Origin of the sequence: Actinomyces sp. ph3 (assembly GCF_000308055.1) — a bacterium.
Classification (GTDB): Bacteria; Actinomycetota; Actinomycetes; order Actinomycetales; family Actinomycetaceae; genus Pauljensenia.
Genome location: NZ_CAGY01000001.1, coordinates 189,746 through 206,688, shown reverse-complemented (window position 1 = coordinate 206,688; position 16,943 = coordinate 189,746). Strand labels below are relative to the sequence as shown.

Annotated in this window: 12 protein-coding genes; 5 read left to right on the top strand and 7 right to left on the bottom strand. The window is 53.1% G+C overall.

Annotated features, from left to right (window positions below; genetic code table 11):
* Window positions 1–9 precede the first annotated feature (9 nt).
* Window positions 10–1,383 carry a dihydrolipoyl dehydrogenase gene (gene lpdA, locus HGAS_RS00925; protein ID WP_019126083.1) on the bottom strand — a complete coding sequence of 458 codons (1,374 nt, stop codon included), beginning with the start codon at window positions 1,381–1,383 and terminating at the stop codon, window positions 10–12.
* A gap of 191 nt (window positions 1,384–1,574) precedes the next feature.
* On the opposite strand from lpdA, the gene HGAS_RS00920 reads away from it, so the two are divergent.
* Window positions 1,575–2,105, top strand: coding sequence for a hypothetical protein (locus HGAS_RS00920; protein ID WP_019126082.1), 531 nt, complete (start codon window positions 1,575–1,577; stop codon window positions 2,103–2,105).
* Here the strand turns inward: HGAS_RS00920 and HGAS_RS00915 are convergent.
* Together HGAS_RS00915 and HGAS_RS00910 are read right to left on the bottom strand one after the other, a co-directional pair.
* On the bottom strand, window positions 2,102–2,563 hold the full coding sequence (locus tag HGAS_RS00915; RefSeq protein WP_019126081.1) for a tRNA (cytidine(34)-2'-O)-methyltransferase: 462 nt from the start codon (window positions 2,561–2,563) through the stop codon (window positions 2,102–2,104). The two genes, HGAS_RS00920 and HGAS_RS00915, sit on opposite strands and share 4 nt — an antisense overlap.
* A gap of 1 nt (window position 2,564) precedes the next feature.
* Window positions 2,565–3,104, bottom strand: coding sequence for a YbhB/YbcL family Raf kinase inhibitor-like protein (locus HGAS_RS00910; RefSeq protein WP_019126080.1), 540 nt, complete (start codon window positions 3,102–3,104; stop codon window positions 2,565–2,567).
* A gap of 98 nt (window positions 3,105–3,202) precedes the next feature.
* Between HGAS_RS00910 and HGAS_RS00905 the strand changes: the two genes are divergently transcribed.
* From HGAS_RS00905 to HGAS_RS00890, 4 genes are all read left to right on the top strand, one after another.
* Complete coding sequence (locus tag HGAS_RS00905) at window positions 3,203–3,673, top strand: hypothetical protein (RefSeq protein WP_019126079.1); 471 nt, start codon at window positions 3,203–3,205, stop codon at window positions 3,671–3,673.
* A 1-nt stretch (window position 3,674) separates the two neighbouring features.
* Window positions 3,675–5,249, top strand: a complete 1,575-nt coding sequence (locus tag HGAS_RS00900) for a DNA polymerase Y family protein (protein ID WP_019126078.1) — start codon at window positions 3,675–3,677, stop codon at window positions 5,247–5,249.
* A 26-nt stretch (window positions 5,250–5,275) separates the two neighbouring features.
* Entirely contained in the window at window positions 5,276–8,455 is a 3,180-nt protein-coding gene (locus tag HGAS_RS00895; protein ID WP_233993655.1) for a DEAD/DEAH box helicase, read from the top strand.
* 61 nt (window positions 8,456–8,516) lie between these two features.
* Window positions 8,517–11,777, top strand: coding sequence for an error-prone DNA polymerase (locus HGAS_RS00890; protein ID WP_019126076.1), 3,261 nt, complete (start codon window positions 8,517–8,519; stop codon window positions 11,775–11,777).
* 6 nt (window positions 11,778–11,783) lie between these two features.
* Here the strand turns inward: HGAS_RS00890 and HGAS_RS08335 are convergent, their stop codons facing one another.
* From HGAS_RS08335 to HGAS_RS00870, 4 genes are read right to left on the bottom strand one after another with little or no spacing between them, the layout of a single operon-like run.
* The gene (locus HGAS_RS08335) at window positions 11,784–13,079 is read right to left on the bottom strand and encodes an AI-2E family transporter (RefSeq protein WP_019126075.1); all 1,296 of its coding nucleotides are present in this window, start codon (window positions 13,077–13,079) and stop codon (window positions 11,784–11,786) included.
* On the bottom strand, window positions 13,072–14,874 hold the full coding sequence (locus HGAS_RS00880) for an AMP-binding protein (RefSeq protein WP_019126074.1): 1,803 nt from the start codon (window positions 14,872–14,874) through the stop codon (window positions 13,072–13,074). Before HGAS_RS00880 ends, HGAS_RS08335 begins: the two co-directional genes overlap by 8 nt.
* Before the next feature lie 31 nt (window positions 14,875–14,905).
* Window positions 14,906–16,225, bottom strand: a complete 1,320-nt coding sequence (gene tgt / locus HGAS_RS00875) for a tRNA guanosine(34) transglycosylase Tgt (protein WP_019126073.1) — start codon at window positions 16,223–16,225, stop codon at window positions 14,906–14,908.
* Complete coding sequence (locus tag HGAS_RS00870) at window positions 16,222–16,899, bottom strand: queuosine precursor transporter (protein WP_019126072.1); 678 nt, start codon at window positions 16,897–16,899, stop codon at window positions 16,222–16,224. The genes tgt and HGAS_RS00870 overlap by 4 nt, the downstream gene beginning before the upstream one ends.
* Between the last annotated feature and the right edge of the window lie 44 nt (window positions 16,900–16,943).

The following is a 16,943-nucleotide window of genomic DNA, read 5'->3' as shown; positions in this document are numbered from 1 at the left end:
GGTGACAGGTTAGTTGTGTGCGTGGAGAGGCTTGCCGGCCAGAGCCATGGCTGCCTCGCCGATAGCTTCATTTTGCGTCGGGTGAGCGTGGATGAGTGCTGCAAGATCCTCTGGGTAGGCTTCCCAGTTGACCATGAGCTCTCCTTCGCCAACCTGCTCGCCAATGCGCGTGCCAATTCCGTGGAATCCGACGATGGGTCCATCTTCTACGGAAACGAGCTTAATAAAGCCCGTTGCTCCAAGGATATTCGACTTTCCGTTGCCCGCAAGGTTGTATTCGACCGTGCGTACCTTGTCGCCGTATTTTTCGCGTGCCTGCTTCTCGGTCAGACCAACAGAGGCGATTTCGGGTTCGCAGAAGGTTACTCGAGGAATTCCAGACTCGTCCATCATCGTGGGGGAGAGACCGGCGATTTCTTCCGCTACGAAGATGCCCTGCAGGAAGCCGCGGTGTGCAAGTTGAAGTCCGGGAACGATGTCTCCGACTGCGTAGATGTTGCCCACACCGGTGTGCAGTCGCTCGTTGGTGAGAACGAAGCCGCGCTCCATCTTGATACCGGCTTCTTCGTAGCCCAAGCCTTCGGTGACGGGACCGCGTCCAACTGCAACCAGGAGAACATCGGCATCGAAGGTCTTGCCATCTTCTGTTGCGACGTGAACGCCGGAGTCATCCTGTGTCGCGCTGGCGAAGCGGGTATTGGTGTGGAAAGCAATGCCGCGCTTACGGAACGAACGCTCGAGGTGCTTGGAAACGGCCTCGTCTTCGTTATTTGCAAGGTGGGGGAGCGCTTCGATGATTGTGACTTCCGCACCGAAGGAACGCCAGACGGAGGCTAACTCTAGGCCAATGACACCGCCGCCCAATACGACAGCCTTCTGAGGGACCCATTCCATTTGGACTGCCTGATCAGAAGTGATGATGCGACCTGAAATATCCAAACCCGGGATTGAGCGAGAATAAGAACCTGTCGCAAGAATGATGTTGCGGCCAACGATGCGCTGTCCGCCTACCTCGATGGTGTCAGGAGAGGCCAAGCGACCCCATCCCTGGATGACGTCTACGCCGCGAGACGAAAGCAGGCCCTGTACGCCTCGGTACAACTTATTAACAATGGAATCGCGATACTGGCCGACCTTTGCCATATCGATTCCCTGGAAGCTCGCCTGGATTCCGAAAGCGTCGGATTCACGGACGGTGTCAGCAGTCTCTGCTGCGTGCAGGTAAGCCTTGGTCGGGATGCAGCCACGGTGGAGGCAGGTTCCACCAACCTTGTCACCTTCGATAAGGGCTACTTTCAATCCCAGCTGGGAGGCGCGTAAAGCCGCGGCATAGCCACCTGAACCCGCACCCAGAATCACGAGGTCGTATACAGACTCGCTCACGTGTTCCACTCCTTGATAATGAAGAGAACGGACCTTCAATGTCCGACTTAGGTCCCATTCTTCCACTACTCACTGCTTTTGTCCGTCACAAAATCGTCTACTTGGCGGTTAGACAGCACACATGTTTTCATGCAAAAAGTCGTGGGGAGCGGCGCGGAGCAACTAGTATGGCAGTGGATTAAGGAGGAAAGGTGAGCGAAGCGGTTCACGAGCAATCTCAGGATAATCGCCCACCCGCACGCGGATCGGGACGACTGATTATTGCCCTGTACTGGATTTTTAGCGTCACTGTCACTCTTCGAGCTCTTGCTGATTCCTATTATCTGCGGGAGATACCGTTGTGGGCGCGCATCGTTGCAGTGCTTATCGGTGCGATTTATGTAGTTGCTGCTATTAGCTTGACGCACAATGGAAGGCGTATGCGCATCCTTGGGTGGTGCATGATCGCTCTGTGCCTTATCGGACCTTTTGCATGCGGCGTAGCTGGAGCTTCCTTGCCCTCAATGAGGCTGATGCCGAATGCTTGGAATGCTTTCGGCGCCGACTTCGCCTATCTCCCACTGGTCGTTGCCGCTATCGGTGCCATATGGATGTGGCTATCGAATCCGCGCAGGATTGTCGAAATTGCCGAGCAGGTAGAGCGACCCGGTAAGGGCATTCTTTCCTCGAAAAAATCAGAGGCCCCAGAAGAGGTGGATGAGGCGGAAGCAGCCCGCGGCTAGATTCCCTTCGGGAACCCCAACTGGCGCCAAGCCTCGTAAAGAGCAATCGATGCGGAATTTGCAAGATTGAGTGAACGCACTCCCGGGAGCATCTGAATGCGCACCCATTGAGTGACGCGTGGATGAGTCATTGCCCATTCAGGAAGACCGACCGATTCGCGGCCGAACAGTAAGCCATCTCCATCGGCGTAGTGAACCTCGCTGTAATGATCTGAAGCATGTCCGGTAAATGCCCAGATGTGCCCGGGAATTTCGGCTAGCGCGTCTTCAAAATTGGAGTGGACCTTGACGTGTGCCAGATCGTGGTAGTCCAATCCTGCGCGCTTGAGCTTGGTGTCGGACATGTCGAATCCCAGTGGTTCAACTAAGTGAAGAAAAGCTCCGGTGCACGCAGCGAGGCGAATTGCGGCGCCGCTATTTCCTGGGATTTCAGGTTCAAGAAAAATAATGTGAAGCATGTCAGTTCGATGGTGTTTGGTACGTTGCGGTCAAGGTTGCGCGGGCGATGGTGTGTTCTAGGGCCTCGAATGAATACATCGCCAATGAGGTGTCGTCATCGCAGCCTAAGGTTGGAATATCTAGGGCGTGAACGGAAAAGATATAGCGGTGGGGACGGTCACCTGCTGGCGGTGCGGCGCCGAAGTATGAATGATCGCCGTGATCCCCTCGAAGGTGGAAAGCGCTTCCATCAAGTTCAAGATCGGAACTGCCAGCTCCGCGCGCAAGAGATGTGCATGAGACGGGGATGTCGATCACCATCCAGTGCCAAAAGCCTGATGGTGTGGGGGCATCTGGATCAAAACAGGAAACAAAGAAGCTTTCCGTCTGATCGGGGAAGCCGCTCCACTCTAAGTGTGGTGAGATGCTGCCACCTTCTGCTGTGTGCAGCTTTGGCATGGGGAGGCCATTGCTTAGATCTTGCGACACCACGGTAAATGTTGCGCTGGGGGGAAGCCCTTCGTACGGGTTGGGGGCAAGAGGACGATCAAAGAGGCGCATGCTCATATTCTTTCACTTCTTCAGAAGGAACCAAAGTGGACGCAGATGATGGAGGGGTGCATACACTAATAGAACACTTGTTCGATTGAGGTGATTTTATGAAGCGTTTAGACCTTGCTCGTCAAGTTCTACGTGATACCGAAAATCGCCTGGGACTTGAGAAAAGTCAGGCTTTTTCAGATCTTTCATCGCGCTGTGTGGGGGTCTGGGAATACGGCGGGACTTACCCGCAATTGATTCGTGTCATTCTTTCTCTTGGCATCGAAGAGGCTTGCTGCGCTTTCATTGGAAGTGATGATTTTGGCTGGGAATATGCCTTTAAACAGGGATTGAATCTGGCGCGTTGCCTCTACGTTCCCTCCTCCTGTGCGGATGCGCAGGTAATCTCACTTCTTCTTCCGCATTGTCGATTGGTCTATGTGGACCGTTGCTCATTAGCCCTTCGTGATATGCGGCGTTTGGGTGCCCAGGTGCGAAAAGAAGAAACAATTTTGCTGACTAAGTACCCATGGGTTGGCTTCAGTCGCCCGTGGGGAGAAGACTTTGATATTTATCAAAAGGCGGGATGATATGCGCTGTCTCATGGTGTGGATTCCCAACTGGGAAATTAATGCTTTGGTAGTCGATATTCCTCCGGGGACTCATGGAGCAATTGAAGAGCGTGGATTTCTTAAGACAGTGACTCCCTCTGCATGGAAATGCGGTGTGCGACAGGGGATGCGCGTGTCGATGGCGCGTTACCTATGTCCAGATCTCCTTATTGTTCCAAGTGATCCGCGTAGAGAATTGAACTCTTTCGAAGTAATTGTCCAAGCTTGCGAGCAATGGGTTGCAGGTATCGCCTGTGTGCGTCCGGGGCTGGGATGGGCCCCTGCCGCTGGAGCGGCTCGGTGGAGCGGCAGTGAAGAACAGCTGGCTGAAAATATTGTTGATTCGATTTCTCGATGGAGTGGATCAGAAAGCAATGTGGGGATAGCGTCCGGCCCCCTTGCAAGTTATGCGGCGGCAAGGCGCGGAATTATTGTGCCCCCAGAGCGGACTCAAGAGTTTCTTGACCATATTGATCTTGCTCAGTGTCTTCCATTATTTCCCCAAAAACAGCACGAACAGCTCCAACAGGTCATTGATACGTGCCGCTCAGTGGGAGTGATGCATGGGCGTGATTTGATGCGCATGGGAGAACGTGCTCTGTATACACGTTTTGGGGATATCGGTCAGCAGCTCTACGAATTATTTAGCGGGAAAGATCTTTGGATTCCGAAACATGAAATTCCTGTACGTGAAGTGCAAGTGGATGAGGAGTGTGAGGAAAGTATTGAGAATGAAGAACAGGCTGCTTTCTGTTCGCGCCGTTTAGCGCGTCAAATCTGCGAAAAGCTTGAAAGAGAGCAGCTGCGTTGCTCGAGTATCGTGATCACTGCGCACGATCAGAGCTATGAAACTTACGAAAGACAATGGTGGGGAATCGATGGGGATGAAGAAGAAATTGCAGATCGTATTCGCTGGCAGCTTGTAGCTTGGCTTTCTACTTCCACTACCGAGGAGGGGCTGATTCGCATCAGCGTTCAAGCCTTGCATTGCATCCCTTCAGCAGGAGTGAGCACTCTATGGAGAACACATCGCTCACCAAAACGCGATTCGGCCCTTCGTAAAATTTGCGCTTATAAAGGCGAAGATGCTGTTCGTGTTCCATGTCTAATTCCGGGGTATACCCCCATGCAAAGAGCAGGATTTACCTGTATTGATCAAAGGGTGACGAGCTCCGGTGATCTCCTTTATCCTGAAGGCGCAGTGGAAGAGGCTCCCTCGAAGGTGTACCCCACGCCTCTTCCGGCTTTTCTTTACGCTCAGTCTTCTTTGCAAGAGCATGTGCAAGTGGCAGTTAGTGATCGTTCTACGCTCACGCATAATCCCAAAGAAATTGTTGCAGTAATTTCGGGGCGGCAACACCGATACGGGGTGCTTTCCTGGAAAGGTCCATGGAGTATGCCGCACTCGTGGTGGCAAGAGACGGCCGAGGCTATTGCCCATGCCCCCTGTACGCACTACCTCAGAGTGAGTTGTGAAAATTCCTCGGATCTTCTGCTGATGTGGGAACAAGGCTCTTGGAGCGTTGCTGGAATGTATGAAGATCGTCAAGGCTAATCATTCAGATGGATTATCCTGAAGGGATGGGTACGTCACCGATTCGTCAAGCTCTTCGCGCCTGCAGTGAAGAAGATGCAGTTGCACTTCTTGGGCACGCCTTATGGGCGCAGGCGGCTCTTGCAGATGGGCGCGGTGATGTTCAGGAAATAGCTTGGAGCGATACCGAGGCTTCGGCCCGCGTCCGCGCACCGGGCGTCATGTACCGAAGCGTCATTCGTTACGTAGATTCCTCAAAGACGCATCTTCATTTGACGTGCTCTTGTTATCTTTCAGGTGCTTGTGTCCATGCAGCGGCCTTGCTTCGACGTGCTCGGCGTGAATGCGGCGAAGATCCTGCAACTCAAAATCCGGCAGGCGTGGTGTGGATGGGCGAGTTTGAAAGCTTGTTATCCACAGATGGCGCTCAAGCTATGGGGCTTATTGTTGACGCTCACGATCCTGCTCAACCGGTATGGCTGACTCCGTTGGTCCTTGTGCGCAATCAAGAAGCTCGTCGTCTCAGTTGGTCTGAACTTGCACAGTCTCACTGGAGTGGTCTCTTAGATACGCTTTCGCCGCATCACCTCACAAGCTTGCGACGTCTCTACCAAAGCAGTAGAAAATCGAGTGAATATTCTCCTGGCAGCTATGACGTCTCGCTGGAATCACTGGGTCGCAGCGCACCCATCTGGCTCTATGAGCTTCAAAAATCGGGGGTTGTGCTTCTGACACCACAACTCCATCGATTCGACTTTCAGATGAATTCTTTTGCTGCTGCGATTGATATGAACCTAAGCAGAAAAGGACTTGAAGTCTGCTATAAAGACGAACAAATTGACCGGACTGGTACAACGCTGCCTTTTCCGCGACGTGCTGATGAGATGGGACTGACCTTCATTAATGGAGGAGAAGGTGCAGTTGCAGATCCCATCGATCAACAAGAGCTGGCCCCCCTCAATGAGGTTTGTGTTCGCATTCCAATGTCTGCAATTGGAGATTTCATCAGGAATGAACTTGCCGCACTTCGTGCACACTACCGATGTATATCCTCGATGAGGACTTTCCCCTTTGATGAACTCCTGCCACAGTTGCGACTGTGCCTGCGAGAGCGGAATTCGCAGTTTGCCTATGTATGCTGGGCGGTGGATTACAGCTTAGAAAAGAAGCGGTTCCGCTCTTATTTGCCTCCGCAGACAAAAATTAGTCATCTGAGCGATTCTCTTGCTCGTGACTTTGATGCTGCCCACGCAGCATTACGCGCTTACTTTCCTGCGGCCTCGCTGGCGCCAACCCTTCACGAACTGCTCATCCCGCTTCCGCAAGTCCCCGAGCTGCTTCGTGCATTAAAAAATAGCTGGCCGCTGGATTCGGTGACCTGGGATATTGATCAGCATCTTGAAGAGACTCGCATCGTTGACGAGAAGCTGCAGATTAACGCACAGATTCAGGCAACGGATTCTCCGGACTGGTGGAATTTGCGCGTTACTGTTCGCGTCGGAGATGAAGAACTACCGATCTCTCGCGTCCTCAGTGCGCTCTCTGAGGACCGGGACTATATTCGCCTCGATAATGGTCGTTGGCTCCATCTTGAGGGCGTCGATATCGATCGCTTACGCCTACTTCTCCGGCAGGCGGCGCAACTTCACCGATCGCGTTCTCTCGATAATATTTCGCTGACAACCTCCCAATTTGGACTCTGGGAAAACCTGAGTGAGTTCGTCGATACGCGTGAAGCGGATCGGCAATGGCGAACACGCATTGACGGTCTCAGAGACTTGGCCAAGGAAGAAATAAAAGCGCCCATCGAGGATGAGCCAGGAATGCGTCCTTATCAGGCGATGGGCATGCATTGGGTTCTCAATAGAATTCGGGCAGGTTTCGGTTGTGTCCTTGCCGATGATATGGGACTTGGAAAGACCAGGCAGATCCTGGGGGCAATTGAAAAGTTTCGACGTCATACCAGCCATCCCGTTCTGGTTGTCGTCCCCACCAGTGTCATGTCGAGCTGGCGGGATGAAGCTGAAAGTTGCTTCCCGGAAATGGCGCTCTGTCTCATTCAATCAACCTATGCGCGTGACCCACAGGGATGGAATGGCTTGGATCGTGCGGATGTTGTTGTCACCTCGCATACGCTCTTTCGTATCGACTGTGAGCATTGGAAAAATAGAGAATTAGCGGGCGTCGTCATCGACGAAGCTCAAGCCGCCAAAAACCCTCGCACGCAACTGTATCGATACCTGAAAGATCTACCTGTTGCCTGGCGTGTGTGCATCAGTGGAACTCCAATTGAAAACTCTCTTGAAGATCTCTGGTCACTCATGTCTTTAGCAGTCCCGGGACTCCTCTCAAGTCATTCTTCTTTCAATGAGAAATTCCGGCGTCCGATTGAAGCAGGACGTTCGCCTGATCTTCTCAATCTTCTACACTCACTGATTGCTCCGTTTGTTCTCCGGCGAACGAAGGAAGAGGTCGCGCCCGAACTGCCTGAGCGTGTTGAAACTCTTCTTCCTGTGCCGCTGGGGCGCAAACAGCGACAAATTTATGACCGCTATTTGACCCGCGAGCGCGCACGCCTTCTTCATCTTGAGCTCGAAAATGACACTCGTGAACGATTTGAGGTTTTGGCTGCACTTACGCGCCTTCGTCAATTATCTTTGGATCCTGCCCTGGTTGATCAGCGGTATGACTCTGTCGGCTCGGCAAAGATTGATCTGCTATGCGAGCACTTGGAGCAGATTCTCCCGCTGGGGCATAAAGTCTTGGTTTTCAGTCAATTTGTTGCTTTCTTGGAGCGGATTCGTCGTTCCTTGGATCAACGTGGGATTGTCTCCCTTCTTCTTGAAGGGAAAACGCGTAACCGTCATGCAGTGATCGATGAATTCCAGCATGGAGACGTGCAGGTGTTCTTAATTTCCCTCAAGGCTGGGGGAGTGGGGCTTACCCTGACTCAGGCGGATTATGTCTACATGATGGACCCGTGGTGGAATCCTTCAGTTGAGGCGCAGGCGGTGAATCGTGCGCACCGTATTGGTCAGGATCGTAGGGTAAATGTCTATCGCTTGGTTGCTCAAGACACTATTGAAGAAAAGGTGTGTCAGCTTCAGGCCCACAAACAGCTGCTTGTTGACAGTGTTGTGGGGCAAAACTTAGGAGAAGGGCGTAGTTCCACTGATATTCAGCAGCTACTTAAGCTCATCCAAGAAGAGCGGGATGGGCGCGTTTAGCTCGATCTTTTCTTGAGGTAAATTCACTGCATATCGAACATATGTTCGATATGCTGATTGGGTGGGATCCCATCACTTCGCTGAGCTACACGCGCATTCGTACTTCACTTTTCTTGAAGGGGCAGATGCGCCAGAGGACTATGTTTCTTCGGCGCAAAATCTGGATCTTAGTGCTCTTGCTCTGCTGGAAGTAGATGGAATGTATTCCCTTATTCGGGCTTTACAGGCAGCAAAAGAATCTTCTTTTCCCCTTCTTATTGGCAGTGAATTGACTCTAGATGCGGGGCAATTCTCCCGATATAGCTCATCAAAAGAAGTCGCTCAGGGATGGGGTTTACCCAAGGGGTGGGAAGATCGTGGAATTCGCCTTCCTATCCTTACGACCTCGGCGCAGGGATATCGGGATCTGTGTCATCTTATGAGCGAGTACACGCTGACGCACGATGCCCAGGAAAGCCCGGCCCACGGCCTCGGCAATATTGCTCAGATGGGGGATATACGTATTTTGACGGGAGGAAGCAGGGGGCCTCTGCGACGGATTTTGCATGCGCAGGGGCATACGCAGGCCGATCGTTTCCTTAAGGATCTCATCGCTCTATTTGGGCGTGAACGTATTCTTCTTGAGAGTGTGTTGATGCCTGGACAAGACGATCTTGGCCGCGAGCTTGCTGAACTTGCGCAAGCTAATTGCCTGACTCTTGTCGCAAGTGCTGCTCCTGTCATGGCCTATCCGCAATCGAAATATCGAGCAGATCTTTTGTGCTCATTGAGGCAGGGGCGCAGTCTTGATGATCTTCAGTATCGAATTCCCGCACAGTACGCCTTCCTGCGAAGTGCCGAAGAAATGCTGGCTCTGCATCGTAGTGCACCTCAGGCAGTGAACAATGCCTTCGAATGCGCAAATGAGTGTTATTACCCCTTATCTTTCGATTCTTTGGATCTTCCTGATACGGAAGTTCCTCCGGGGCATACAACGATTTCTTGGCTTAGGGAGCTCACCTATTCTCGGGCAGTGGAAATTTACGGTGAGCGCAGCGCTCATCCGCAGGCGTGGCAGGTTATCGATCATGAGCTGGCAATTATCGAAAAACTAGATTTTGCGGGCTATTTCCTGATTGTTCATGACATCGTCGATTTTTGTCGTTGCTCTGGGATCATGTGTCAGGGTAGGGGATCAGCTGCAAATTCTGCTGTCTGCTACTGCTTGGGTATCACCGCTGTTGATGCGATCATGCATCATATGCTTTTCGAACGATTCCTTTCTCCGGGGCGATCGGGGGCTCCCGATATCGATATTGACATTGATAGCGCACGTCGTGAAGAAGTCATTCAATATGTGTATCGCCGCTATGGGCGAAGACGTGCCGCGCAGGTCGCGACCGTGATTACCTATCGTTCGCAACTGGCCTACAAGGATGCCGCTCGAGCTTTGGGGATTGCGTCTGATAGCGTGCCTACTCGCGCTCAGCGTCGTGAGCGCTCCCAAAGCAGTGACTCGCCTGCTTCACAAGAGATGCTTGGAACCTGTGCGCAGCTTCTGAGCGGTCTTCCGCGTCATATGGGCATTCATTCGGGGGGCATGATTTTGACGAAGCAACCTGTGAGCGAGGTGTGTCCAATCCGTTGGGCTCGAACAAGCGGGCGCAGCGTTATTCAGTGGGATAAAGAAGATTGCGCTGATGCCGGACTGGTGAAGTTTGATCTTTTAGGTCTGGGGATGTTGGGGGCTCTCGGAGGAATCTTTGATTCTCTTCAAGAATCGGGCGTGAGAAATTCTCGGGGGAAAGTTCTTTCTTTATACGAGCTCGAAGATGAAGATCCTCGAGTGTATGACCTCCTGTGTGCCGCCGATACAGTAGGGGTTTTCCAAGTGGAATCACGGGCACAGATGAATGTGCTTCCCCGGCTTCGCCCTCGGTGTTTTTATGACATTGTCATTGAGGTTGCTTTGGTGCGTCCGGGGCCGATTCAAGGAGAGGCCGTCCATCCCTACCTGCGTCGTCGCCGGGGGGAAGAGAAAGTGAGCTATCTGCATCCACTTCTTCGTCCTGCTTTGGAAAAGACCTTGGGAGTTCCCCTGTTCCAAGAACAGATGATGCATATTGCTATGGATGTTGCAGGCTTTAGCGCTACGCAGGCGGATGAGCTCAGGCGTGCCATGGGTTCTTCGCGCAGTATCCAAAAAATGCAGAAGCTTCGTGAGCCTTTCATGAAGGGTCTGCAGCAGCGCGGTATTCCTCAAAATGTCTGCGAGGAAATTTTTACTCAGGTTCAAGGATTTGCCGATTTTGGTTTTCCCGAATCGCATGCCTTTTCTTTTGCCTACATCGTGTACGCATCGGCCTGGCTGAAGGTTCACTACCCCGAGCATTTCTATGCGGGGATTTTGTCTCATCAACCGATGGGCTTTTATTCGCCTTCCTCACTCATTCATGATGCACGAGGCCATGGCCTGCTTGTGTGCCCGCCTGACGTTAACCTTTCGGCTGAGAAAACCCGGGTTCTCCCCGTCAATGAAATTGAGCGTGTCATTGGTGCGCAGGCGCTTGCCGAGGCGCGTGGAGAGGTAGTCCCCGGAAAAGAGGGATTGGTTGATTCTCATGCGCAGTGGGGGATCGTGATAGGGCTTGATGCTATTAAAGGGCTTGATCGGTCTCGTATCCAGAGGATTGTACGCGAACGCCAGGATGGCTTGTATGCAAGTTTCGAACAGCTGGCATCTAGAGCTAGGCTCCGCAGCGTTGATCTGGAAAAGATCGCCCAAGCGGGAGCCCTAGATTCTTTGGGATATGAGCGACGCGAAGGAATCTGGGCAAGCGGTAGCTTGGGACAAGACGGAGGAGATTCTGAGGAATATCAACCAATGCTCGATGGTTTTGGCTTGGAATACCATCTTCCCGAGCTTCCGTCTTTGGATGATTTTGCCCGTATCAATCTGGACTATGAGTCCATGGGGATGTCGCCAAAACAGCATCCTCTTGAGCTTCTTCGCCCCGAGATGAATACTCAGGGGGTGACGCCTGCCTGTCGGGTTACCGCGTGTGAGAACCGTGCTCGCATCAGAGTAGGAGGAATTATTACCCATCGTCAGCGTCCCAGTAGTGGCGGAGGAGTCCTTTTCCTGAGCGTAGAAGATGAAACCGGAAGCGTGAACGTTACGGTCACTGAAAACACGTGGCGACAATTTCGCCAAGAGGTGATGGCTCCGGCGGTTATTGTCGACGGCTACTGTGAAAACCTGTATGGGACACGAAGCGTACGCGCCTTCCGTATCTATCCGATGAATACGGAGCTATGCGTGCGCTCACGCGATTTTCGCTAGGCGGGGTTATGCGCGCTCACGAGGCACGTAGAGTTCAGAGAAGATTGACCAAATCACCGAAATGATCGGGATTGCAATGATTGCTCCCAGCAGTCCAGCGGTGAAGGTTCCCACCATGACACCAATACCCACGACAACGGGGTGCAAGGATACCTGGTGCCCCATGATGAGTGGTTGAAGAATATGGCCTTCGATCTGGCCAATCAACGCGATACCCAAACCAACAATTGCAGCGGTAACAATGCCCTTGGCTGCGAGAGCAACGATCATGGCAAGGATCATCGCTGTTGGAGCACCAATAAGCGGAATGAAGGCACCGATGAAAACCAAAATTCCCAGCGCAGGAGCTACGGGGACTCCCAGTATCTGCAAGAAGATGGCTGCAAATAGACCATCTGTTCCAGCTACCAGCATGGTTCCACGTGCATAGCCGGAGAAGGTTGCCCATCCTGCTTGCGCTGCACGGTTTGTCACCGCTCGCCGGTGATAGGGAAGAAGCGCGACAAACCATGACCACATCTGGTTGCCGGAGTGCAAGAAGAAGATTGTGATGAAGAAGGCAAGGACGAGGACCGAAGCAACGACAGCCGCACTCGATACATTCGCCACAGTCTCGCTGAGCAATCCCGACCAATTAGAGGCAAGGAATTGCTTGCCTTGGTTCATCAGGGTTTCATTCAGATGAGTGAGATCGTTGATGGGGATTTGGAAAGGGAGTTTGAGATGGGAAACCAGATCAGAGACCTTAACAAGCCCGTTTTCGACCTCGACAAGAAGGTTTGGCCATTGGCCAGCGATCGAGGTAATCACCAGTGTCATGAGTGCGACAAAAGTGCCGATAAAAGCCAGAAGAGAGGCAAAGACAGCTAGCCATCGATTCAACCAGCGGCTGAGGAAATTTGTCAGGGGATTCAATATTGCGGTTAGAAGAAGTGCAATAAAGATCGCCACGAAGACAGGGGTGGCCTGAGCAATTGCGAAAACCACTGCAGAAATGACGATGATGACGCCGATAATTGCCCACGAGCCTACTCCCGCTTGGGCAAGCCAGCGGGGTACAAGAGGCTTACGGGTCGTGCCGTTGAGAACTCGGCGGCTACTTGAGGGGGTGCGCGTAGGCGGGGTCCACTGGACTCTCGGCGGAGCCTGGTGGTGTCGAGGCGTCGCCTGAGTTCCGCTGCGCGCCTTGAGACGTGCAGCAGTATGCGATCCCAGTCGTTGGGCTCCTTGGGAGAGAGAAGTGACAAGCGCCCGTGAATGACGAATCAGGCGCGTGCTCTGGCGCTGAGGCTTCTCAGTCATTCTCGTCGCTCTTCTGCTCTGTTGCAGTATCGCCAGGGGAAAGGCGCTCACTTACTGCTGCCGCGGCCTCGCCGATTGCTCTTTGAGCGCTTTCAATCATTCGGTTTGCTGGGTCAAGCAGCTGTTCCTTGACCTTGCGGCGCATGACTTTACCCAGTGGATTTCGGGGGAGGTCAGTGATGATCGCAATCTGACGCGGAAGGGCGTAGTGAGAGACATATTTCTCGGCCCATGCACGGACTTGTGCAAGAGTGATCATCGGCGCGTCATCTTCTAAGATCAACGCTGCGGTGACCTCTTCGCGTGCTTCACCTGCGGGAAGTCCAACCACTGCAACATCCTTGACGCCGGGCATCGAGCGAATTGCTGCTTCGACCTGTGAGGGGTAGACGTTGAAGCCACCCGAAAGGATCAGCTCTTTCTTGCGATCGGACATCACAAGGAAACCATCCCTATTGATCGCAACGTCGCCGGTACGTAGCCATCCGTCTTCAGTGAAAACACGAGCAGTCTCTTCGGGGGCATCAAGGTAGCCGCTGAAGACCTGAGGGCCTTTAACGATGATCTCACCGGGAGTGCCGTCTTCAACATCGATGCTGGGGTCTTCAAGGTCGACCAAGCGGACATCGGTCGAGGGAAATACGACTCCTAAAGCGCCGTGGTACCGGTTATCGGCAAGGGGTGAGCCGGCGATAACGGGAGAGGTTTCGGACATCCCGTATCCCTCGATAATCATCCCATCGGTTGCCTCTTCCCATTGCTGAGCCAAGGTCTTCGAGAGGGGCATCGCGCCGCAAATCGACCACTTGATCGTCTTCAGAGAGACGTTCTTTTCAGCAGCGCGAGTCATTACGCGTTCGAACATCGGGGGAACTCCGACAAAGAACGTTACAGGTCGGCGCTTATGCGCTTCCAATGCCAAATCGACGTCGAACTTTGGAAGGAGCAATTGCGTGGCAGCAAGATGAACTGCCGCGCACATGAAGAAGGTCAATCCGTAGGCGTGGAAGTAGGGCAATAGTGAGTAGAAGGTTTCAGCACCTTCGTGAAGCTTCCATACCCACATGCGGCATTGATTGACATTTGTTCCAATATTGCGGTGGGTGAGAGGAACTGACTTGGGAACGCCATTCGTGCCACCGGTATGAAGGATGACCGCTAAATCATCACCGGTTGCTTGGGGAGTATCAGGATGAACCAGTCGTGCGTGAGCGACTGCCTGATCCCATGAACGGGCATCTTTAGGGCGCGCGGCACGCATTTGTTCGCGGGTCTGTCGTGCTCGTTCAATTGGAAGGCTTAAGAGCATTCGCTGTGAGCGCGGCATCCCGGCTGAGATATCGACAGTGAAAATCGTATCCAGCGATTTATCACCCTCGCGAATAAATGCGTCAACCGATTTTTCCCAAACGATTGCAACTTTCCCGCGGTGGCGATCGAGTTGCTGGTGGATTTCTTCAGCGGGTGCCAGTGGATTGTGCTCGGCAGCGACGACACCAATACGCATGCAGGCATAGAAAGCAACTAATGCCTGTGGGCAGTTGGGAAGACAGATGGCACAGACATCGCCACGGCGCAGGCCTGTCTCAATGAGTACTTGTGCGGCCCGAAGCACCTGAGCATAGAGCTGAGCGTAAGTCAGCGTAGCGCCAAAGTAGTCGACTGCAATGCGCTCGGGGTAGAGCCGCGCGGAGGTCTCCAGAAGAGTGATCAACGATGTATCCGGCACGGGTACCTCTAGTGGCGTTCCCGGGTCGTACTGCCTGCGGGATTGCAATGTGAGGTCTGAAACCATGTCCACTCCTAGTAGAAAACTACTACTTACGTTAGCGTAGGTTAGCGCGCGTGGCGCCTGAAAAACGCCCAAGCATTTCCTCTTTAAATGCTGAGTATTCGCCGTTGTCAATGGACTCTCGAATGGCATCAACCAAGCGGACGGTAAACCACTCGTTATGAATCGTTGTCAGCGTCGAGGCCAAGATTTCCTTCGCCTTAAACAGGTGGTGGACGTATGCGCGGGTGTAATGAGTGCAGGTATAGCAACCGCAGCCATCGACCAGGGGAGTGAAGTCACGCTTGAAGCGGGCGTTTGTAATATTGAAACGACCGTCGGGGGAGTAGATTGCTGCATTTCGCGCAACGCGAGAAGGGTTCACGCAATCAAAGGTGTCTGCGCCGGCCTCGACGCCACGGAAAAGATCGTCGGGTTCGGAAATCCCCAGAAGGTGGCGAGGGCGATCCTCGGGGAGCTCAGAACTCACCCAAGAAACGATTGTTCCCAGATTTTCCTTCTGCAGTGCGCCGCCAATACCGAAACCATCGAAGATCTGACCGTTAACGTCCATCTCAGCCAAGGTGCGCGCGGCATGTCGGCGAAGATCCTCGTATTGCGCTCCCTGCACAACGCCCCAGAGCTGTTGGTAGGGCTTTCCGACGCGCTCGTTGGTGAGACGCTGATGAATCGCCAAACACTGACGGGCCCATTCATGGGTACGTTCAAGGGACTCTTCTTGATAGAAACGAGGGTGAAGCAGTGAGGTCAGCTCATCGAAGGCGAACATGATGTCTGAGCCCAATTCGTGCTGAATACTCATCGAGACTTCGGGGGAGAAACGGTGCTTCGAACCATCGATGTGGCTAGAGAAAATTACTCCCTCTTCATCGACAACAGCACGTGAAGCTTTGACAGCCTGCTTATTGAGCTTGGGATCATCGAAACTTGCTTGACCGCTGAACTCGGCTGAAAGCACTTTCTTAAACCCTGCGCCCAAAGAAAGAACCTGGAAGCCGCCGGAATCCGTGTAGGTCGGGCCATCCCAGTTCATGAAGGAACCGACGCCACCGGCCTCGTCAACAATGTCTGAACCCGGCTGCAAATAAAGGTGGTAAGCATTGGCAAGTACAGCCTGTGCACCAAGATCACGCACCATCTCAGGGGTCAGGGCCTTGACATTCGCTTTTGTCCCGACAGGGATGAAGGCAGGAGTTGAAATAGTGCCGTGCGCGGTGTGAATCCTGCCCGTTCGACCCAAGCCTGAAGCGTAGTCAAGATGCGTTCGGCAATCGAAACCGCGGTCGCGATCTGATGTCGGGAACGGACCAGTGAACTCGGCTGGTTTACTGAGCCAATTTGAGGAAGCGCTCATGCCAAGACCTCATCACTCTTCAGGTGCTCGACGCGGCGCACCAATGCAATCACGCGGTAGGTAATGGGTAGGAAGACAACTTCAATACCGACCTTGTAGACATAGCCGGTAACGATGTAGTTCACGAATTCCATTCCGGGGATGATGCCCGCAAAAGCGATCGTGCAGAAAATTACGGTATCGAAAGCTTCACCAACCAAGGTTGAGCCGATTAGACGCGCCCACAGGTGCTTGGCACCCCAACGCTGCCTGATTTTCACCAAAACGAGCGAGTTCATGAGCTGGCCGACCAAATATCCACCGATTGATGCGGCAACGATGCGCGGGACAAAGCCGAGGACTGCGACGAATGCTTCCTGATTCTCGTATCCAGGACCAGCTGGAATTGACTGGACGACCCAGAAGGTCAGCGAAGCCAAGAGAGACGCGGCGAAGCCCATGATGATGACCCTACGCGCCCGTGCAAAGCCATAAACCTCAGAGAGGACGTCACCAAGAATGTAGGTGAGCGGGAAGAGGACGGCACCGCCATCGAAAACCAGATGGATTGGACCCGCATCAAGCGCCGTGACTTTCGTTGCTGCGATATTCGAAATCAAAAGGAAAGCAACGAAGCTAACAGCAACAATGTCGTACACACGAGGCTGTGCGCTGCGTTCGGCGTGCTCGGTCATCAATCTCAACTTTCTATGCGCGTAAGTTAACCCTTCTATTGTGC